The organism is Pseudoalteromonas sp. SG41-2 (assembly GCF_014164535.1).
Taxonomy (GTDB): Bacteria; Pseudomonadota; Gammaproteobacteria; order Enterobacterales; family Alteromonadaceae; genus Pseudoalteromonas; species Pseudoalteromonas rhizosphaerae.
Genome location: NZ_JACJFK010000022.1, coordinates 64,707 through 85,236, shown reverse-complemented (window position 1 = coordinate 85,236; position 20,530 = coordinate 64,707). Strand labels below are relative to the sequence as shown.

Here is a 20,530-nt window from a genome sequence, read left to right as displayed (position 1 = left end):
CCACACAGATGATTGCTTTATATTGTTAAAGAACGTTGCGGTTAAAGTTAAACTTTATCTCGCTAGGGCTGCGCATATTACGCTTTCCTATTTTTTTGTCAACACTTAATTTTAAACTTTCTTAATAATCTAAACTCAAGTTTTACTCGACTAACTGATTAACTCTTGCCTCGCTAAGCGTTGCTGTCTGCCGTCTCAGTGGGGTCGCATTATAGGGCGCGGCGAATTTTACGCAAGCGTTTTTTAAAGAAAACTTGAAATAAAGTGCTGTTCGTTCAATTTACGCGCTAAACACACTAAAACCCCTAGTCAGCTGTACAAAATAACAACGACTTTTCCCTGAAAGGATCTTCAGTATTATCTATTATCGATATTTCGCAAGTTTTTGGCATAAAAAAAGCGCCATTAACTTCGGCGCTTTCCATAAAACAAAATAAAAACTTGTTAATAGAGGATACTGTAAAGCTTTCTTCTATATTTAGCCGCTAAACTATCACCATCCGGTAAAGAGGCAATAATAGCTAAATAACTTACCTTGGCATCGGCAAAATTCAAATCTTTTTTCAACACTGTAAATAGTAACTCTAACGCTTGCTCTTTTTTGCCTGCTTGGTCGTATGCTGCACTTAGTTCAACTTTTAACTCAAGATCGTTAGGATACTTTTCAACTTTCGCTTGTAATGCTTTTAGCTCTGGCGATTCTTGTGCTTGAAGTGCTTGTGCGCACTTTGCTTGAATATTTGTAAAGTATGCATCTTGCTCATTTTCATTTACTGAAGCTAACAAAGCTTGCGCGTCATCCAGTTTATGAATTTGAATGCATATATCTGCCAATACTAATTTTATACGCGCATTTGTATTGTCTAATTCGTAAGCCTGCTTGGCAAAATTAAACGCTTGATTTAAATCCTGAGCGATCAGTGCTTGCTTGGCTTGTTCTAACAACATTTCATGAGGCTGCGGTAAATGTTTACTTAACGCTTCTCTGATTTGAGTTTCAGCTTGTGCACCGGCTAATACATCAACAGGTGCTGAATCTTTTAATAGCACTAAGGTTGGTAATGTTTGTAGTCCAACTTGCTGTGCTAGTTGTGCTGCGAGTGCTTGCTCTAAATCACAATCTAATGTGGCAACTAATATATAGTCACCATAATCTTTGGCTATTGTCTGTAAAATAGCTGCTTGAGATTGACACTCTGGACTTTGTGCTGAAAAGAAACTTAACAGGACTAGTTTTTGTTGTGATGTTTCACCCAGCACTTGTTGAAGATTTTGCGGATTAACATTTACCATATTATTCATTGCTATTGATTGCCATATCAGACTATTTAGGGTTTTATATGGAGGCAAACATAATAATTACAAGCCCAGAATCACAAGCCATAAATCAAAAAGGTCTTTTATGAAATTTCATAGTCTATACGCTGCACTTATACTGCTTAGTCCATTAGCAAGCTCAACAACCTTGGAGCTGAAGTTAGATAAAACGATGCCTGCCATTGAAAAGTTTTACTTAGATTTACACCAGTCCCCAGAACTTTCATACCATGAGCAAGAAACGGGAGAAAAGCTTGCCACCAAATTACGTGCGCTTGGCTATGAGGTGACCGACAATGTGGGTGGCTTTGGTGTAGTAGGCTTATATAAAAATGGTGATGGCCCGACAATAATGATCCGTACTGATACAGACGGCTTACCAATCATAGAACAAACAGGTAAATCATATGCTTCAACAGTCACTGTTATAAATGATGAAGGAGCAAACGTTGGTGTGATGCACGGATGTGGTCATGATATTCATATGAGTTCATTTATTGGTACTGCGCAACAATTAATGCTACATAAAGATTCATGGCAAGGAACCTTAATGATGGTGGCACAACCTGCAGAAGAGGTGGGAGGCGGTGCAAAAGCGATGCTCAAAGAAGGTTTATTTAATAAATATCCGACTCCTGATCACGTTATCGCTTTGCATGTTAGTGCGAGTGTTCCTGCAGGACAAGTCAGTATGAAAAATGAGTACACCATGGCCAGTGTGGATTCAGTAGATATTACGGTTAAAGGTAAAGGTGGTCATGGTGCTTACCCACATATGACTATTGATCCTGTTGTTATCGCATCACGGATCGTGTTGGCACTGCAAACAATTACCAGTCGCGAATTATCACCTCTTGAACCCTCAGTAATTACAGTGGGTTCAATTCACGGTGGAGCTAAACATAATGTAATTTCGAATGAAGTAAAGCTACAGCTGACACTTAGAAGTTATAATCCTAAAATTCGCGAGCAACAAATTGCAGCAATAAAACGTATAACTAAAGGCATTGCATTAAGTGCAGGATTGGATGAAAGCTTAATACCTGTGGTTTATGTACATGAAGATGAGTCAATCCCATCTACATATAACGACCCTGCACAAACTAATATTGTACGTAGTGCGATTAGCTCGGCGATTGGACAAAGTAATGTGCTTGAAACCGAAGCGGTTATGGCAGGGGAAGATTTTGGTTTATATGGCCGCACAGATAAAAACATCCCTATCACCTTATTTTGGTTAGGTGGTGTAGAGCAAGCTCAATATCAAGCGGCACAAACATCAGGGGCAACTTTACCTTCACTACATTCAAGTAAATTTGCACCTGACTATAAAGTTGCAATCCCCACAGGTATCACTGCAATGAGTAACGCTGCGGTGGCTTTGTTTAATCAATAATCTTAGCAATGGATGACTAAGTCGATTTTGTTTTTGGTTTAGTTTTTCTTGTAAAACGCCGCTTTTGCGGCGTTTTTGGTAATTGTGCAAATACGTTGCTATCACAATTTTTGGCAAGTTCCACAAAAGCCGCTAAATCCACTAATAAAGGATTTAAAAATTGTTGATAACTCATTTGTTGTTCTGCTATGTCGCCCAACGATGCTTCCCATTTTGCGGTTAGGTCTGGGCTGGCTAAACCATGCGGTAACGCACTGATCAATGCTTTACCTGTATCGGTTGCTAAAATGAGTTTACCTTGACGTCTTAAAAATTGTCTTCTAAATAATAACTCTAAAATACCCGCTCTGGTTGCTTCGGTTCCTAAGCCATCTGTTTCTTTGAGTATTTTTTTGATTTCTGGATCTTTAACGTACCGACTAATACCTGTCATTGCACTAAGCAGCGTTGCATCATTGAAATGAGCTGGCGGGCTGGTCATTTTATCAATTACTTCACCGCGTTCACACTGCAACTGTTGCCCTTTAATTAATGGCGGCAATATCTGCTCATCTTTTAATGCGGTTTTTCCCATTAACGCTTTAAAGCCTAAACTTACATCTTGTTTTGCGTTGGCTTTAAAGATACCACCATTAATTGTTATTTCAGCCTTTGTTTCATTGTAAATGTAGTCTGGATAAAACTGGATCAGATAATGACGGCTAATAAGACCATACACTTTACCTTCTTCAACGCTCAAACTTGCTGACTTTTGCTGCTTAGCGGTAGGAATAATGGCGTGATGCGCAGCCACCTTAGCATCGTTAAAACACTTACTGCGTTTACTCACATCTGCGCCTTGGCAATGAGTGTCATTTTGCCCGCCATTGATGGCAATTGCCTTTATTATACTGGCTGCTTCTTGGTGATGATCTTTGGGCAAGTAACGATTGTCTGAACGTGGATAGGTAATTAGCTTGTGACGCTCATATAAATTTTGACAAATATCCAATACCTTTTGTGCAGGCATTGAAAAAGCTTTCGCAGCATCAATTTGTAACGCTGACAAATTATACGGCAAAGGTGCTTGTTGCTTTTTCTGCTTTTGTTCAAGCGCAGTAACTTCACCTGATTGATTAGAAATTCGCGACGCAACATTCTCAGCAAGGCCTCGATGGAGCACTCGCCCCTCTTCATCTTGATAAGGTTCACACGCTTTGCTTGGTTGCCACTTTGCTGTAAACGGCTCTTTATTTTCGGTACTTAAATGGGCTAATACTTCATAAAAAGGTTTTGGCACAAAATTAGCAATCTCGTTATCACGCTGAACAACCAATCCTAATATTGGTGTTTGTACACGCCCTACTGATAATACATTACCAAACCCTGCTTTTTGACCTGCAAGCGTATAGGCGCGCGTTAAATTCATACCAAACAGCCAATCAGCTCGCGAACGCGCCAAAGCAGATACACTAAGTGGAATAAATTCACGGTTAGAGCGAACGTTTTGCAGCGACTTTTTAACCGCGCTAACATTCAAATCACTGATCAATAAACGTTGAATTTGCTGTTTTTTGGCTTGGCTAAGTTTAACTTGCTCAATCACCTCATCAACAAGTAATTGCCCTTCTCGGTCTGGATCACCAGCATGAACAAGTTGATCAGCTTGTTTGATTAACTTTTTAAGTACCGTAAGTTGCTTACGAGTTTTAGATTTTGCTTTTAACTGCCATTGCTGTGGGATAATCGGTAAGTCATCAAAGCGCCATTTTTTATATTGCTCATTATAATCATCAGGCTCTGCCTGCTCGAGCAAGTGACCTATACACCAAGAAACACAATCGCCATTAGCCACTTCAATATAGCCATCATGTTTTTTATGAGGCTTTGGTAGCGCATCAGCAATGGCACGACCTAAAGATGGCTTCTCGGCTATATAAAGTTTCATAGGGCACTATCAACAACTGGTTATTTACACAGTAGTTTAGCACACGTAATTTAATCTACAAATAGTTAATGATTAGCTCTTTAAACTGCGATTTTTTCGCATAAATAAATACAACAGAGGAAGGTAGCACACAACGACAGTGCCAATATTGATTAAAGGTAATAACGTTTTATATAGCATAGTGCTATACGATAAATCCCAAAGGTGGCGATCCACTAATCTAAATAATTGTAAGATAGGCGCACTAATTACAACCAACTGACCGATCACACTTTGCCAAAGATACACTTTATCTTTAATAGCCCAGTAAGCAATCAAAGCCATCCAAGCAATATCATTAAAAGCCCAAACTACATAACGCCAAATATAAGGGTCATCTAACTCTCTAAGGCTTGAATAAATCACAGCGCCATACAAGAAGAAAACAGCTGTAATCAAGACAAAGCGTAATGCCAACCAATCCTTACGTATGTAAAATACAAAAATAGCTGGGAGTAAAAATAACACCCAGCTATATTCAAGTATAAAAATTAAATTGTTCACCCAATTAGGCATTGACGTTACTTAACATTCTTCTCTTCATCATCGCCACCAGAACCATTGCCCGGCATATAGCTATATTTATCAACGTTTTTCATCAGACACTCCGTTACACTTGTTAAAAAACTACTTTAAGCTAAATTAGGTACTTTGCCAAGCATCTTAACGAACATCTATCGGATCTGATTCCTTAGCCTTGCCTTGCATTATTGAAATTTCCACGCGGCGATTACGTCGTCTATCCGCATCAGAATCATTTGGAACAAGTGGTCGAGTTTCGGCATGACCGACAACAACCATTCTGGTTTTATCAAAGCCTTGCGCTTTTTGCATTTCAGTTGCAACCGCAACTGCACGCTTCGATGATAAGTCCCAGTTATTGGTATACAGCTCATTCGAAACTTGAAAATCATCAGTATGACCAGACACCGTAATTTCACCTGGCACATCTTTTAGTAACGCAGCTATATCACGAATGATTGGTTTAAACTTAGGTTGTAAAAATGCACTCCCAGATGGAAATGAACCATTTTCACGAATACGAATAATAATTTGCTGACCTAATGATTCCAACTCAACAGCACCATCCATGATTTGTTGTTCCAATTGCTGGGCTATCTTTTTAACTAACTCATTAACCTGCTCTTGATCAGCTGCAGAAATAGATTGTTCTGATGCTTGTTGTTGCGCTGTACTTTGTGACTCACCGCCACGCTTATTACCGCGTTGCTCTTGACGACCGCCAGCTGAGCTTTCATCACCAGCCTGAAACTCAAGCATTTGCTGGGTCATTTCGACAGTTTGCTGTTGAATGGTTTCGATTGGAGTAGGTTCAGGTTTACCTGGGGTGAACTCCATCGCGATAACGGATGTTCCTTTGGGAATATCTTTTACTTCTATTTTATTTTGTACACCAAAGGCAAACTTCATTGAGCCTGCGATTTGTTTAAATTTAAGTACATCCATTTCTGAAAACGCGAGTAAAAGTACAAAGAAGCACATCAATAGTGACATCAAATCCGCGAAGGTACCCATCCATGCTGGTAACCCGGGTGGTGGACACTTGCACTCTTGATCTGACATGCTTACTCCTCAGTATCCACTTTTCGTTTTGATTCAGCGAGGTAGTTTTTCAAAATACCTTCGATGACTTTTGGATTTTGGCCATCTTGTATACCTAATACCGCATCTAAAATTAGCCGCTGATTCATTGCTTCTTCGTCTTTACGCAATTCCAATTTTACTTGGATAGGAATTGCCACCACGTTTGCTAAAAACGCACCATATAATGTTGTTAAAAGCGCTACCGCCATCGCAGGACCAATCGCTTTAGGGTCATCCATATTCGACAACATCGCAACTAGACCAATCAAAGTACCTATCATACCCATCGCAGGCGCAATATCGGCAAGCGCTTTAAACAAACCGGCCCCCGATTCATGACGAGTAGAAGTAAGAGAAATATCTTTTTGCAAGGTGGCACGAACAACATCAGCGTCATGACCGTCAACAAGCATATCAACCCCTTTACGCATAAACGCATTGGGTATTTCTGCTTCCTCAAGTGCTAAAAATCCGCCTTTACGGGCCGAGTCTGCAAGTTCAACTGCTTTTTCGATAAGCTCTTCAGGTGACTCTATTTTGAACATGAAGGCTTTAGCCGCGACTTTACCGATACCGAGGAATTGACTCATCGTATAGTTTGATAACACTATAAAAATCGAACCACCGAAAACAATAACCACCGATGGCGTGTTATAAAACATAGCCACTTCGCCGCCACTACTTAGTACCATTGACATAGCAATAAGACCAATAGCTCCGAGAATACCTATAATGGTTGCTAAATCCACTTACCCCTCCAGAGGAATCGATGCTTTGTTGCTACCAGCAACAAATTTTTATTATTAACAGCTTATCGGCAATCTATTGAATTACTTAAACCATTTAATGAAAAAAATGAAATGAAAGTTTTCAACCCTGTTTAGCATTTTAAGCTACCATTGATAACCTGCAAGGCTTAAGTAAAGGTATAAATAATTAAAAGTGGCAAGAAAACAATTAATTATTCAAAAAAAATGCATCACCCTTTGACCTAGTTTAGCATTCCCCCTAAAATTGGCCTCACATTTCTATCATCTAAGTTAAATCAGTATGGCGACGAAAAAACCAGAGAACCTAAGCTTCGAGCAAGCGCTTGATGAATTATCCTTAATCGTCACAGAAATGGAGCAAGGAGAGCTTTCCCTTGAGCAATCATTAAAACAGTTTGAACGCGGTATTGCTTTAGCCGGCGCATCTTCAAGTAAGTTACAACAAGCTGAACAAAAAGTAGCTATTTTAATAGGTAGTGATAGTCAGTCACCACTTACTAACTTTGATAATGATTTGGAATAACGGGTGTTAATAACAGAGCAAATAAAATGTGCTCAACAAGATGTTGAAGCCACTCTCAATCGGTATTTTGAGCAACCGCTCGATACCGAGCACAGCATCAAACAAGCCACCCACTACAGCGTTTTAAATGGCGGTAAACGATTACGACCATTTTTAGTGTATGCCACGGGAAAAATGCTTGGCGCAAATAAACAAGATTTAGACGTGTTGGCTGCTGCTATTGAATGTATTCATAGTTATTCGTTAGTTCATGATGATTTACCCGCGATGGATGACGACGACCTGCGACGTGGTAGACCGACTTGCCATATTGTCTATGGCGAAGCTCATGCTATTTTAGCCGGTGATGCGCTGCAAACATTAGCGTTTGATTTAATTGCTAACCATTCATTTAACGTTCCTGCACAGCAACAGTTAAAAATGATTGCAGCACTTGCCAAAGCATCGGGTATTGAAGGTATGGTCGGTGGTCAAGCACTGGATATTGCAGCGACTGACAAATTAGTCAATTTAGCTGAGCTCGAACGTATCCATAAATTAAAAACAGGTGCTTTGTTAAATTGTGCAATTACTTTAGGTGCATTATGCGCAGCTGATACAAATCAACAAACATTATTACAATTAAAACAGTTTGGTGATGCAATTGGGCTGGCTTTTCAGGTGCAAGACGATATTCTTGATATCGAAGGTGATACCCAAGTCTTAGGTAAACCACAAGGCTCCGATGTTGCAGCAAATAAAGCGACCTACCCTGCTCTACTTGGGCTTACAGGTGCAAAACAAAAAGCACAATCATTACTAAAATGCGCACTCGATGCGTTAGCAGCAATAGATGCTGACACTTCTGAGCTAGAAAACTTGGCAAAATATATTGTTGAACGCGATTATTAATTCTAGGCTCTAGCTTGAGCAAGTAATGATGTACAAAATAACTAAAGAATCAGAGTAATATTACGCTATAATGACCTCTGGTTAGCGAAGGATGTATTAAAAATCATGACACTTGATAGTAGCAAGTATCCATTATTAGGTTTGGTTGACGAACCAGCCCAGTTGCGTGATTTAGCGCAAGACAAATTACCTGCTTTTAGTAATGAGTTACGTGATTACTTACTAAACTCAGTCTCGCAAAGTAGTGGTCACTTAGCATCAGGTTTAGGCACAGTTGAGCTTACTGTAGCGCTTCATTATGTATATAACACCCCTGAAGATCGCTTAGTATGGGATGTAGGCCATCAAGCATACCCACATAAAATTCTCACAGGGCGCCGTGATCAAATGCACACGATCCGCCAAAAAGACGGTTTACATCCGTTTCCATTTCGTGAAGAAAGCCACTACGACACTTTTAGTGTTGGCCATTCAAGCACCTCGATTTCTGCTGCTTTAGGCATGTCAATTGCGGCGCAAAAAGAAGGCAAAGGACGAAAAACAGTAGCGGTTATTGGTGATGGTGCGATTACCGCGGGCATGGCGTTTGAAGCAATGAATCACTTAGGTGATGTTAAATCTGACATGCTGATCATATTAAACGATAACGAAATGTCGATTTCTGAAAATGTCGGTGCACTAACTAATCATTTCGCTCGTATCTTATCAGGCAGTTTTTACACTAACATTCGTGAAGGTAGTAAAAAGCTGCTATCTGGCGTGCCACCAGTAAAAGAATTAGCCAGCCGCATGGAAGAGCACTTAAAAGGCATGGTTATCCCAGGCACCTTTTTTGAAGAGTTAGGCTTAAATTACATTGGCCCAATTGATGGTCATGATGTAAACATGTTGGTTGATACACTGCGCAATATGCGTAACCTAAAAGGGCCGCAGTTACTGCATATCAAAACCCAGAAAGGTAAAGGCTATAAACCAGCAGAAGCAGATCCAATAGGCTATCACGGCGTACCTAAGTTCGACCCTGCGATTTCCAGCCTACCAAAATCAAAACCAGGCGCTGCGACTTTTTCTAAAGTATTTGGCGATTGGTTGTGTGACATGGCAAGTCAAGATGAAAAGCTTATGGCAATCACCCCGGCTATGCGTGAAGGCTCAGGCATGGTGCGTTTTTCAAAAGAATACCCTGAGCAATATTTTGATGTTGCCATTGCCGAGCAACACGCGGTTACTTTAGCCGCAGGTTTTGCCTGCGAAGGCTTAAAACCAGTTGTCGCTATTTATTCAAGCTTTTTACAACGTGCCTACGATCAGCTTATTCACGATGTTGCTCTGCAAAACTTACCCGTGTTATTTGCAATTGACCGTGCTGGTATTGTTGGTGCTGATGGCGAAACTCATCAAGGCGCATACGATTTAAGCTTTATCCGTTGTATCCCCAATATGATTATCATGGCACCGAGTGATACTAATGAATGTCGTCAAATGCTGTACACTGGTTATCGTTGTAACAGCCCTGTTGCAGTTCGTTATCCTCGTGGTAGTGCTGGCACAACTGAAATCTGCGAGCAAATGACTGAGCTTGAAATTGGTAAAGGTCGTGTGATTAAACAAGGCGCTAAAATCGCAGTTTTATCCTTTGGTACTTTACTTGAAAACGCTCAACTGGCAGTCAATGAATTAAATGCTAGCCTCGTTGATATGCGTTTTGTTAAACCTCTTGATAGCGCACTAATCGACACTTTATTAGCCGATCATGACGTCATTGTAACCCTTGAAGATAACGCGATTGTTGGTGGTGCAGGCTCTGCTGTTAATGAATATTTAGCAGCTATAAAAGCAACAGTAAGCATCCTTAATTTAGGTATTCCTGATGAGTTCATCAAGCATGGCACGCAAGAACAAATGCATGATGAAATGGGCTTAGGCTCACAAGGTATACTCGATAGCATAAAAAACTTTATTACTAAGTAACCAAAGTTTAAGTTAATAAAATAACAAAGGAGCGTAGGCTCCTTTGTTATTTATTTTCAAACATTTAAAAAAATCTCACTTTTTTTCAACTTTCTTGCATCCAATTATTTCCCTGCCACGTTTATTCACTGAGGTTAGCTCGTGAGCAAAGTGTTCACGCTTTTATATAATACCAATCGACTTAAATATTTAGCCTTTCTAGCGTGCTAAATAAAGCGCTAACGGCGTTATGAATTTTTCATGTAGAACAACTACATATAAAAATTTATGCCTTGTTATCACTCTATTTATCCGTCGCTATAAATGACTAACAACTTAACACGATTGGTATAAGCTGTTTTAAGCCAAGCTCTTTGTATGTTCACATTTGATGGAATATTTAAGAAGGTACAAGTTATGAAAACGTTAAAATCAGGCGAAAGCACCAAATCTATTCACGCACAATTAATGACCAGTAAACTTTGTTTGTCTGCGCTTACTCTAGCAATTTTGATTGGCTTAACCGGCTGTAGTGGCGATGATGGAAAAGATGGCGCTGTAGGCCCGCAAGGTGAAATGGGCATGGACGGCGTCGATGGTAGTAATGGTGCTGATGGGACAAATGGTAGCGATGGCACGAATGGATCAGATGGTACTCCAGGATTTGCAGCAGCAACTTTTATTTTGGCTAATAATGGTGCTGATAATGCAGGCACCGTTGATTTGATTAATCAAAATGCTGCAAAGTTAAAAACATTTAATAGTGGTGCAAATGAAGGTGTTGCATTTGATAGCTTAGGTAATTTAATTCAAGCCAGCGATTCTGGTAATGGCGCTCTTAGCACCGTTTGCCAAGTATTAAGCCGTGCCGATGGGGGTATGTTTGACAGTAATCGTGATCGTACCATTACCGGCAGCAACACTACGTTAGTCAATCCCAAAGGTATTCATATATCAAATAAGCGCGGACTCATTTTTGCCGCTGACTTTAATGCCATGCAGATCACTGTCTTTGGTGCTACCGCCGCAGGAAATGCAGCGCCTTTAGCTAGTACAGTTACAGACGCAAAACCGTGGGATGTAACATACGATGATATAAACGATCGCTTATATGTGGCACTCACTAATGGTGATGTTGCAGTATACGATAATTATGTAGATGGTGGCTTTACCGCTATGGCAACTCGTACAATCACACCCAGTGATGCAAGCGGTAACAAAGTTTCCGTTAATATTCATGGTATCGTTTATGATGCTGATACAAATAAATTAGTACTTTCTGACGTCGGCAGTGCCAGTGATGCAACCGACGGCGCATTATTTGTGATCAACAACGCATCCCTTGCTACTGGCAATACCACGGTTGCTCGCAGTATCGCTGGCCCTGCTACTATGCTTGGTAACCCTGTGGATATCAGCCTGACTGGTAGCGACTTACGCGTTGCAGAAAAATCTAATGATGCAATTCTGGTATTTAGCAATATCTTTAATGGCGTCAGTGGTGACATTAGTCCAGATAGCGTCACCGCAACGATTAAGCCAGAGTCAATAACCGCAACAGTGATGCATAATGATATGCCTGATGTATCTGACAGTTATATGACTAATATGCCATTGATGGGTATTGCTGTAAGTAGTAATCCAAGCGCGGCAGGCCCTACAACAGGACAAATTTCACGTCTAAATGCACAGTTAACAAGTGAAATTGGCAGTTATAATGCAAGTCAAACAATCGAAAGTGTTGCCTTTGATAAAGCCGGTAACAGCTATGCGAGCTTTGATAACAGCACAACCTCTGTAGGTGGAATTGTTATTTCCAATAAAGTCGCGATGCACCGTGATGGCGAGGTATTTACACTAAGCCAAGATTCTATCATCAGCGGCAGTAATACCGGCCTAATCTCGCCAAAAGGTATTGATGTAGCATCAGACAGTGGGATGATTTTTGTCGCTGAAAACAATGCCACAACACCGGGAATATTAATATTCTCAACATGTACTACGGGTGATGTAACGCCCCTTTTGACGCTCACAGCAAGCGGTGGTGCACGTCCATGGGATGTTGACTATGATGTCACTACTGATAGAGCATTTGTGGCATTAACCAATGGGACTATTGCTGTTTTTGATGAAGTTAAAAGCAAGCTAATGGCGGGTATGAGCACTGTAACCGGGGAAGATCGCTTAATTACACCCGCAACAGCAGGAGTCGCATTCCCAGCCCCTACCAATATACATGGCATTGATTACGATCCACTAAGTGACTCATTAATTGTCTCAGATGTAGGCAGTGCCGCTGACGCCACTGATGGTAAATTATTTGTATTAAATAATGCAGGAACCGGATCAGGTTTGAACAATGTCAGTGTCAATATCGCCGGACCTGCAACCATGCTCGGTAATCCTGTCGATATTATGTTTACCGGCAATCATTTATACGTAGCCGAAAAATCAAATGGCTTAGTCATGCGGTTTGATAATATTCTCAATAGCCCCAGCGGTGATATTGCAGCCAGCGTAAGCTACTCATTCACAGCTCCTGAGTCTGTTGCTATTTTACCAAGCTGGCTAAATCGCTAACCATCAAGGACAGTTAAATTAACTGCCTTTAGTTGGCCTCCCAATGCCTTAACTTTTCGAGTTAAGGCATTTCTTATCTTTAACTAACAGCAGTCTTAGAATAAGCAAACGCATAATTAGCCAATTAGCGCATCCACACTTTGATATCTGCTAAACCATTAGCTTGTAATACACTCAGTTGTTGCTCAACATTGTTGGTTTGCTCAAACTCAAAGGCATCTAATTGTTCATCAAAGGTGATGTTTGCAACACCATCGCCACCGCGCTTTTTAACTTGATGTAGCGCGATATCCGCTAAGTTGACAGAGGTTTCCCAACCAATAACCTGACCACCTAATAATGGTAATGGGTAAAATGAAAAGCCAATCGATGCGGTCAAGTTTATACTGTCACCACTGGGCAACTTAAATGTGTGATCAGCGATTACTTTACATAGCTGCGCAACATAACTATCGATTGCAGTGCGTTTAAAGTCACGTAGCAGTAACAAGAATTCATCACCACTCCAACGGGCAACATAATCAGATCCTTGGGTACGAGAGTTAAGCAATGCAGCCATTTGCTGCAAACAACTATCACCACCAATCGGTCCATAAGCGTCATTAATGCGGCTAAAATTATCAAAATTAATGATTAGCAACACCAAGGATTTTCCCTGCGCTTGTAATGATTGTGAGTTACGCTGAAAGTGCTCTATATCTTTTGGTAGTTGATCAAATAAGAAGCGACGACTTCTCAGCCCAGTAAGCTCATCTGAGTGACTCATAAGCTTTAGCTGTGAGTTAACTTGATTTAGCTTATCATTAGCTTGTCGCAGCTCCCCGGTGCGCTCCGTGATCAGACTTTCAAGCGCGGTTTGCTTACGGCGCTCTTGCTTTCTAAATACCCAAAACACTAAATAAAATAATAAAATAAAACTACCAGTGATCAACAACCGAAAATAAATTGTTTCATCAAACCGTCTTGGTACCACAAATGAATATTCCGTACGTTGCGCCTTCTGCCAGCCTTCACCTTGTCGTTTAGCCTCAAGTTGAAACAAAAATGCACCAGGCGGTAAATTGGTATAAATAGCTTCACGACGGGTATTAGCATAACGCCAATCGCTGTCTAAACCAGTTAAACGATAGCGAAACTCAATACTGGTCGGTGCATAATAGTCTATCGCTGTATATTTAAGGGTGATATCACGTTCATCGATTTCTAATTCAGGATTACGCCCTAATGCAGCTGTTGCAAGTTTACGTATCCCAGTATTTAAACTCTCAACCTTTGGCTGTAATGGTTTAACGCCAAACAGCTCAATATCCTTAGGGATCTCCACGACCCCCTGTAGGCTCGGATACCACATTGAATTACCTAACTCCGCCACAGCGTCATGGCCAAGGCCGGTACAACACTGGCTGGCCTTACCGTCAAGTTGACGATCGTATGACGAAATAACCTGCTCTACTTTTAAGCTTTCAATATCGGTACTAAACTGTTCAACCGGCATTCGGTAGACACCTTTCATGGTACTAACCCATATGCGCTTGAGCTTTTCATCATAACGTAAACTAAAAATAGAACCGTAAGGTAAGCCATTGGTAGCATCTAACTGACGCCAATGCCCTTGTGTGCTTCGATAAAATAAACCATCATTTAATGAGCCGATTAATATACCAACTCCATCAATGTTTAAGATGCTTGTAACATAAGCACTTTCAAGACTCGTTTGATCGCCAATTTTTTCAATACCACGATCAGTAAAGTAGTAAGCGCCTTTGCTAGTGCCAATTAAACCAAAATTAGCTTCATCAACGACATAAGTAATAAACTTACTGCCTAAAAATGCGTTATAAGCAAATGGGGTTAAACCACCGTAACTAAGCCGATACATACCCCGGCCAGTACCAAGCCAAAAGCCTCCTTTGCTGGAGCGACTAATCGCAAACACCGGGTTATCTTTTAAAGCGCGTCCAGGGACAGTGAACAAGGTGTTGTTTTCATAAATATACACACCACGTCCAGTGGCGATATATAAACGTGAGCCATCAAACTGTAAATCATGCACGGCTGCACGTCCGTATTGATTACTTGGGATTTGATTGATAAAGTTTTTATCTAAATCAAAGTAGCCTACACCACTGCGGTTAGCGACCCACAATCTCCCATCGGGCGCTTGGCTAATGGCCATAACCGCTTCGGTCATTTGTGATATAGCTGAGTGACGTTCTATTCGGCCTTCGTGCGCAAGCCATAATCCTTCACTAAAACTCGCAAGCCAAATATTATTATCATTATCGCGATATAAATCAGCAAACCAAATACTTTGGTCAAGTTGGCTCGGTTCAACCCATTGCCAATCGCCGGAGTTGTCTCGAAACAGTAAGCGCCCATAGGTCGAAATCCACAGTGCTCCATTTGAGTCACTCATAAATTTATAAACCGCTGAGTTATTCGCATTGGGCAGTGGAAAGGGCCTTAACTCGTCATCTAAATCTAAAAAGTAAGCACCGAGCTCTGACGCTAAATATAAGTTGCCTTCCAGCCATGCTAAATCATGAATAATCGTTTGTGCTAAACGCTCAGGTATAGATACCTTAGCAGTTAGTTCTAAGCGTAATTTTGCAAAATCAGAGGAGGAATTAGTTAACCGTAGCAAGTATCGTTCATTCACCAGCCAGATCCCTTCTGGCGATAATGCCAGCTGACTGACAGTACCAACAATCTGCTTTACTGAACTGGCACTCATTACAGGGACTAGTAAGTCATGCACTGCGCTGACATTGATCTGATTGCGAGATACAAAGTACAGGCCATTCGCTGCTATCCAAATACTGCCTTTCGCATCTTCGATAACATCGCGTACAGGGCCTTTTACACTAAACTCTTGCGCTGCCATAGTGGTGGGATCGATGACCACAATACCATCTTTAGTACCAATCCATAAATAGCCTTCGCTATCGACTAGTAATTTATTAATGCCGTTACTGGGTAAGAAATTACTATTTAAGGTGTTGTAATTAGTGAATGTATTGCCATCAAAGCGACTGAGGCCAAACTGAGTTCCCAGCCACATATAGCCTTGCTTATCTTGCACGACACTTTTAAGTGACTGCGATGGTAAGCCATTTTGCATATTCCATTGTTTTACAACATAGTCGGTAATTGACGCCTTACTTGGCATACTGCAGAACAGCACAATAATAACCAATAAAAATCGCATCATAACGTCAATACCTCGTTGCAAAACTAAGGTTAAAAGGGCAAATAACCCATTTTAAACAATGCCTGAACACAAATTAAAGAAAATATACCAGCTAAAACATCATCCGCCATAATACCTACACCACCATGAACCCGCTTATCAAGAAAGCGAATAGGACCTGGTTTAGCGATATCAAAAAAACGAAATAACAAAAAACCCACTAACAAAGACTGCCAACTTAATGCAGCTCCGATCATGGTAATGTAAAATCCGGCAACTTCATCCCATACAATCGCGGGATGATCATGTACTCCCAGATCATCAGCGGTTTTGCCACATGCCCATATACCAAAAATACTAATAACTACCGCAAATACAATTTGTAACCACAGCGGGAAATACATAGTAGTAAAAATAAACGGTAGCGCAGCAAAGGTACCAAACGTACCCGGCGCTTTAGGCGCTAACCCTAAACCAAAGCCCAAACCAAAAAATTGATGAGGGCGCTTTAAATTAAATAATGCAGGTTTATTCAAACCGACTCCTTGGTGAAGTGTTCAAAACCAGCATCATCATATGCTAATTTTTCGCCATCGAGCATCAGCTCAACCTCGCCTTCACCACTTTTTATTTGTCCAATGCAGGCTGCATCTACACCATACTGGCGCAATTTCATTTCCAGCATACTTTTATTGCTATCAGGTACCGTAAATAACAACTCATAGTCATCGCCATAATTGAGGATAAACGGCAGTTGTTGATCTCGTTCTAAAGTAGCACGCAATGCATCCGAGGTTGGTATTTTATTCACATCAATACAAGCGCTAACTTGCGACAGAGCTAAAATATGCCCAAGATCTGCCAATAGACCATCTGAGATATCAATCGCTGATGATGCTAAACCGCGTAATACTTGCCCCGCAGCAACACGCGGAGTTGGGTAATCAAATCGTTGATTAACGTACCTTAAGTGCTCTGGAGCAATCTTAATCTCTTGCTTACGAGCTTCAATCGCAAGCCCGGCATCACCTAGCGGCCCTGTAACATAAACCCAGTCACCTACTTTAGCACCGCTTCGGCGCAGTGCTTTACCTGCAGGCACTGTACCTTTAGCACAAATAGTAATTGTTAACGGCCCTTGCGTGGTATCGCCACCAATGATTTGCACATTAAAATACTCTGCGATTTCATGCATGCCTTCGGTGAATTCTTCCAGCCACTCAACATCAATATTTGGCAACGTTAAAGCAACCGAAACCCACGTAGGCTCAGCCCCCATAGCAGCTAAATCACTTAAGTTTACGGCCAGGGCACGATGGCCTAATGCACGCGGATCGATGTCATCAAAAAAGTGTACGCCTGCTACCAGTGTATCGGTGGTAATCGCTAACTGACAATTTTCAGGAACAGTAACCAATGCACAATCGTCACCAATCCCTAAATTAACATCGCGACGAGTTATGCCACGACCTTTAAAGTAGCGATTTATTAATTCAAATTCCTTCATACACAAAAAAGCCGGCCTATGCCGGCTCTCCTTTTACGGTCGCATTACTTACGTAAATGCTTTACCGCTTTATCAAGTACACCATTAACAAATTTATGGCTGTCTTCAGCGCCAAATATCTTAGCAAGCTCAATACCTTCGTTGATAGCAACTTTATAAGGTACATCTTCACGGAATTTCAGCTCATAGCTGCTTAAACGTAAAATAGCGCGTTCAACTTGGTCTAACTCGTTAAATGGACGAGTTAAATGTGGCGATACTGCTTCGTCTAGTTGCTTATGATTTATAGCAACACCACGCGAAAGATCTTTAAAGTATTCAACATCAATTTTAGTCACATCGTTTTCGATCAACATTTGTTGTTCGATATCGGCAATGGCATTGCCACTTAATTGCCAAGAATAAACGGCTTGAAGTGCTAAGATACGTGCTTTACGTCTTGCTGCTGGTTTCACAAAAATTCCTTAAACTTAAATTTTATCTAACACATTAACCATTTCAAGTGCGCCTAAAGCAGCTTCGCCGCCTTTGTTGCCCATTTTAGTGCCAGCGCGTTCAATCGCTTGCTCAATGCTTTCAGTGGTTAATACGCCAAATGCAATCGGGATATCATACTCAAGCGACACTTGCGCTAAGCCTTTATTTGATTCGCCAGCGACAAGATCAAAATGTGGTGTACCACCTCTGATCACAACGCCTAAAGCGATGATTGCATCATACTCTTTTTTTGCTGCAACGCGTTTCGCCGCTAAAGGTAATTCTACCGCACCTGGTACATAAACTACGGTAATATCATCATCAGATACACCACCAGTACGTTTTAATTCATCAACAGCACCAGCTAATAGGCTGCTACCAATAAAGTCATTAAAACGAGAAATAACGATAGCGAATTTCTTGCCAGGAGCGTATTTATTACCTTCAATAATTTTCATTCGATAACCCTAAAAAATAAGTTCAAGCGGTTGCGATTGCGCAAAAATTGCTGCGTATCATACCATATAAATAAAATAATAGCCTAGTTTAAGCGTTGTGCTTATTGTGGCTCTACGTAGTCAACCACTTCTAAGTGAAAGCCCGATAACGCATGGTACTTTTTAGGCAAGCTCATCAAACGCATTTTTTCAATGCCCAAGTCAGCTAAAATTTGTGACCCTACGCCTACGGTGCGTGAAGTACCTTGGAATTTACGATGCGCGACCGTCTCACCAGCATCTTCTGCAGCAAACGCTTTGACTGTCGCTTCTAGTTCTTCGGTGCATTCTTGCTTACCTAGAATAACTAACACACCTTGATGCTTTGCAATATAAGCCATCGCATCTGACAAGCCCCAGCTTCTATCGGCACTGCGATCAGATAACAAAATATCATTGAAGGTACTTTTTAAATGAACCCGTACTAAGGTTGGTTCATTCGTTTTAACCTCACCATTTAACAGCGCATAATGTAACTGGCCGTCAATGGTATCTTTATAAGTAACTAAGTCAAACTCACCATGTACGGTTGGCAACTTACATTTTGCCACTTGCTCAATAGTGGTTTCATTCATGTTACGGTATTCAATTAAATCAGCAATAGTGCCAATTTTGATATTATGTTGCTCAGCAAATACTTCTAAATCAGGACGACGCGCCATGGTGCCATCAGCATTAAGAATTTCCACAATTACTGATGAAGGCTCTAAACCGGCTAAGCGGGCTAAATCACAACCGGCTTCAGTGTGACCGGCACGCGTTAATACGCCACCTGGTTGTGCCATAATAGGAAAGATATGCCCAGGTTGAACGATATCACTTGGTACAGCACCTTTGGCAATCGCAGCTTGCACAGTACGAGCGCGATCTGCAGCAGAAATTCCCGTAGTCACACCTTTCGATGCTTCAATCGACATCGTAAAGTTAGTCGAAAATGCCGCACCATTGTTTTTTACCATTAATGGTAAATCAAGTTGCTCACAGCGCTCTTGAGTCATTGTTAGGCAAATTAAGCCGCGACCATGAGTGGCCATAAAATTGATCGCTTCAGCACTAATGTGCTCGGCTGCGATAATTAAATCGCCTTCATTTTCTCTGTCTTCATCATCCATTAAAATAACCATTTTACCGGCTTTAATGTCATCAATAATTTCTTGTGCGCTGTGTAAATTCATAATCTGCTCGTGTAAGTTGTGGAGTGCGTTTATTTAATAAAACCGGCTTGGGCGAGTAAACTCATCGAAATATCTGAACTAGCTGGCTGCTCTGCCCCTTTGATCAAACGCTCTAAATAACGCGCGATTTGATCTACTTCTAAGTTCACTTGCGTGCCTACTTTAAAATCAGCAATAGTTGTTTGCTCACTAGTGTGCGGCACAATTGTCAGTTTAAATTTATTATCTGCTACTGCATTTACTGTTAGGCTAATACCATCAATGCATACCGAGCCTTTATAAGGAATATATTTCATTAGTTCTACATCGGTGCTTAACCAGTACTCAACGGCACGCGCATTAGGCGTAATTGCGGTAATAGTCGCGATGCCATCAACATGCCCTGAAACTAAGTGACCACCTAAACGAGATACTGGCTGCATGGCTTTCTCAAGGTTTACAGTTTGCCCTTGTTTATAGTGAGCAAATCCCGTTAAACTGATCGTCTCATTTGATAAGTCAGCGCTAAATCCATCACTGTGCTTGGCCACAACCGTTAAGCAAACCCCATTAGTTGCAATGCTATCGCCTAAATTTACATCGGCCATATCAAGGTTATTACTTTTAATGCGGATAGCTAAATCGCCTTGCTTTTGTTGTAACTCGCTAATAGTGCCCGTCGCTTCGATGATCCCAGTAAACATAGT

The 20,530-nt window shown here is 41.0% G+C and carries 17 protein-coding genes; 5 read left to right on the top strand and 12 right to left on the bottom strand.

Annotation, left to right across the window (positions count from 1 at the left end):
• Positions 1 to 444: 444 nt before the first annotated feature.
• Positions 445 to 1,302 (bottom strand): tetratricopeptide repeat protein, encoded by an 858-nt coding sequence (locus H5186_RS16750; RefSeq protein ID WP_145241107.1) that lies wholly within the window; start codon positions 1,300 to 1,302, stop codon positions 445 to 447.
• 100 nt (positions 1,303 to 1,402) lie between these two features.
• Here H5186_RS16750 and H5186_RS16745 point away from each other — a divergent pair, with 100 nt between their 5' ends.
• On the top strand, positions 1,403 to 2,713 hold the full coding sequence (locus H5186_RS16745; RefSeq protein ID WP_182794706.1) for a M20 family metallopeptidase: 1,311 nt from the start codon (positions 1,403 to 1,405) through the stop codon (positions 2,711 to 2,713).
• Between the two features lie 16 nt (positions 2,714 to 2,729).
• Here the strand turns inward: H5186_RS16745 and H5186_RS16740 are convergent, their stop codons facing one another.
• The 4 genes from H5186_RS16740 to pomA form a co-directional block, all read right to left on the bottom strand.
• Positions 2,730 to 4,640 carry a DNA topoisomerase III gene (locus tag H5186_RS16740; RefSeq protein WP_182761548.1) on the bottom strand — a complete coding sequence of 637 codons (1,911 nt, stop codon included), beginning with the start codon at positions 4,638 to 4,640 and terminating at the stop codon, positions 2,730 to 2,732.
• A gap of 72 nt (positions 4,641 to 4,712) precedes the next feature.
• Entirely contained in the window at positions 4,713 to 5,195 is a 483-nt protein-coding gene (locus H5186_RS16735) for a hypothetical protein (protein WP_149981193.1), read from the bottom strand.
• Positions 5,196 to 5,342: 147 nt separating this feature from the next.
• Positions 5,343 to 6,263 (bottom strand): flagellar motor protein MotB, encoded by a 921-nt coding sequence (locus H5186_RS16730; protein WP_145241115.1) that lies wholly within the window; start codon positions 6,261 to 6,263, stop codon positions 5,343 to 5,345.
• 2 nt (positions 6,264 to 6,265) lie between these two features.
• Positions 6,266 to 7,033 (bottom strand): flagellar motor protein PomA, encoded by a 768-nt coding sequence (pomA, locus tag H5186_RS16725; protein WP_145241117.1) that lies wholly within the window; start codon positions 7,031 to 7,033, stop codon positions 6,266 to 6,268.
• Positions 7,034 to 7,334: 301 nt separating this feature from the next.
• Between pomA and H5186_RS16720 the strand changes: the two genes are divergently transcribed.
• The 4 genes from H5186_RS16720 (at position 7,335) to H5186_RS16705 (ending at position 12,998) form a co-directional block, all read left to right on the top strand.
• The gene (locus H5186_RS16720) at positions 7,335 to 7,577 is read left to right on the top strand and encodes an exodeoxyribonuclease VII small subunit (RefSeq protein WP_182794705.1); all 243 of its coding nucleotides are present in this window, start codon (positions 7,335 to 7,337) and stop codon (positions 7,575 to 7,577) included.
• A 3-nt stretch (positions 7,578 to 7,580) separates the two neighbouring features.
• Complete coding sequence (gene ispA / locus H5186_RS16715) at positions 7,581 to 8,468, top strand: (2E,6E)-farnesyl diphosphate synthase (protein WP_182718318.1); 888 nt, start codon at positions 7,581 to 7,583, stop codon at positions 8,466 to 8,468.
• A gap of 105 nt (positions 8,469 to 8,573) precedes the next feature.
• Positions 8,574 to 10,439 carry a 1-deoxy-D-xylulose-5-phosphate synthase gene (gene dxs / locus H5186_RS16710; protein WP_145241123.1) on the top strand — a complete coding sequence of 622 codons (1,866 nt, stop codon included), beginning with the start codon at positions 8,574 to 8,576 and terminating at the stop codon, positions 10,437 to 10,439.
• 396 nt (positions 10,440 to 10,835) lie between these two features.
• A complete protein-coding gene (locus tag H5186_RS16705) occupies positions 10,836 to 12,998 on the top strand; it encodes a hypothetical protein (RefSeq protein WP_179959160.1) in 2,163 nt (720 codons plus the stop codon).
• Positions 12,999 to 13,122: 124 nt separating this feature from the next.
• Here H5186_RS16705 and H5186_RS16700 read toward each other — a convergent pair whose 3' ends face one another.
• The 7 genes from H5186_RS16700 to H5186_RS16670 all read right to left on the bottom strand — a co-directional run bounded on the left by H5186_RS16700 (position 13,123) and on the right by H5186_RS16670 (position 20,527).
• A complete protein-coding gene (locus tag H5186_RS16700; protein ID WP_182739779.1) occupies positions 13,123 to 16,209 on the bottom strand; it encodes a ligand-binding sensor domain-containing diguanylate cyclase in 3,087 nt (1,028 codons plus the stop codon).
• A gap of 29 nt (positions 16,210 to 16,238) precedes the next feature.
• Positions 16,239 to 16,724, bottom strand: coding sequence for a phosphatidylglycerophosphatase A (locus tag H5186_RS16695; protein WP_145241127.1), 486 nt, complete (start codon positions 16,722 to 16,724; stop codon positions 16,239 to 16,241).
• On the bottom strand, positions 16,721 to 17,695 hold the full coding sequence (gene thiL, locus H5186_RS16690) for a thiamine-phosphate kinase (RefSeq protein ID WP_149981196.1): 975 nt from the start codon (positions 17,693 to 17,695) through the stop codon (positions 16,721 to 16,723). Before thiL ends, H5186_RS16695 begins: the two co-directional genes overlap by 4 nt.
• A 44-nt stretch (positions 17,696 to 17,739) precedes the next feature.
• Positions 17,740 to 18,150: a transcription antitermination factor NusB gene (gene nusB, locus H5186_RS16685; protein WP_145241131.1), complete on the bottom strand. Its 411-nt coding sequence runs from the start codon at positions 18,148 to 18,150 to the stop codon at positions 17,740 to 17,742.
• Between the two features lie 15 nt (positions 18,151 to 18,165).
• The gene (ribE, locus tag H5186_RS16680) at positions 18,166 to 18,630 is read right to left on the bottom strand and encodes a 6,7-dimethyl-8-ribityllumazine synthase (protein WP_145241133.1); all 465 of its coding nucleotides are present in this window, start codon (positions 18,628 to 18,630) and stop codon (positions 18,166 to 18,168) included.
• 101 nt (positions 18,631 to 18,731) lie between these two features.
• Positions 18,732 to 19,844, bottom strand: coding sequence for a bifunctional 3,4-dihydroxy-2-butanone-4-phosphate synthase/GTP cyclohydrolase II (gene ribBA, locus H5186_RS16675; RefSeq protein ID WP_145241135.1), 1,113 nt, complete (start codon positions 19,842 to 19,844; stop codon positions 18,732 to 18,734).
• Between the two features lie 29 nt (positions 19,845 to 19,873).
• A complete protein-coding gene (locus H5186_RS16670) occupies positions 19,874 to 20,527 on the bottom strand; it encodes a riboflavin synthase (protein ID WP_182718316.1) in 654 nt (217 codons plus the stop codon).
• Positions 20,528 to 20,530: the final 3 nt, after the last annotated feature.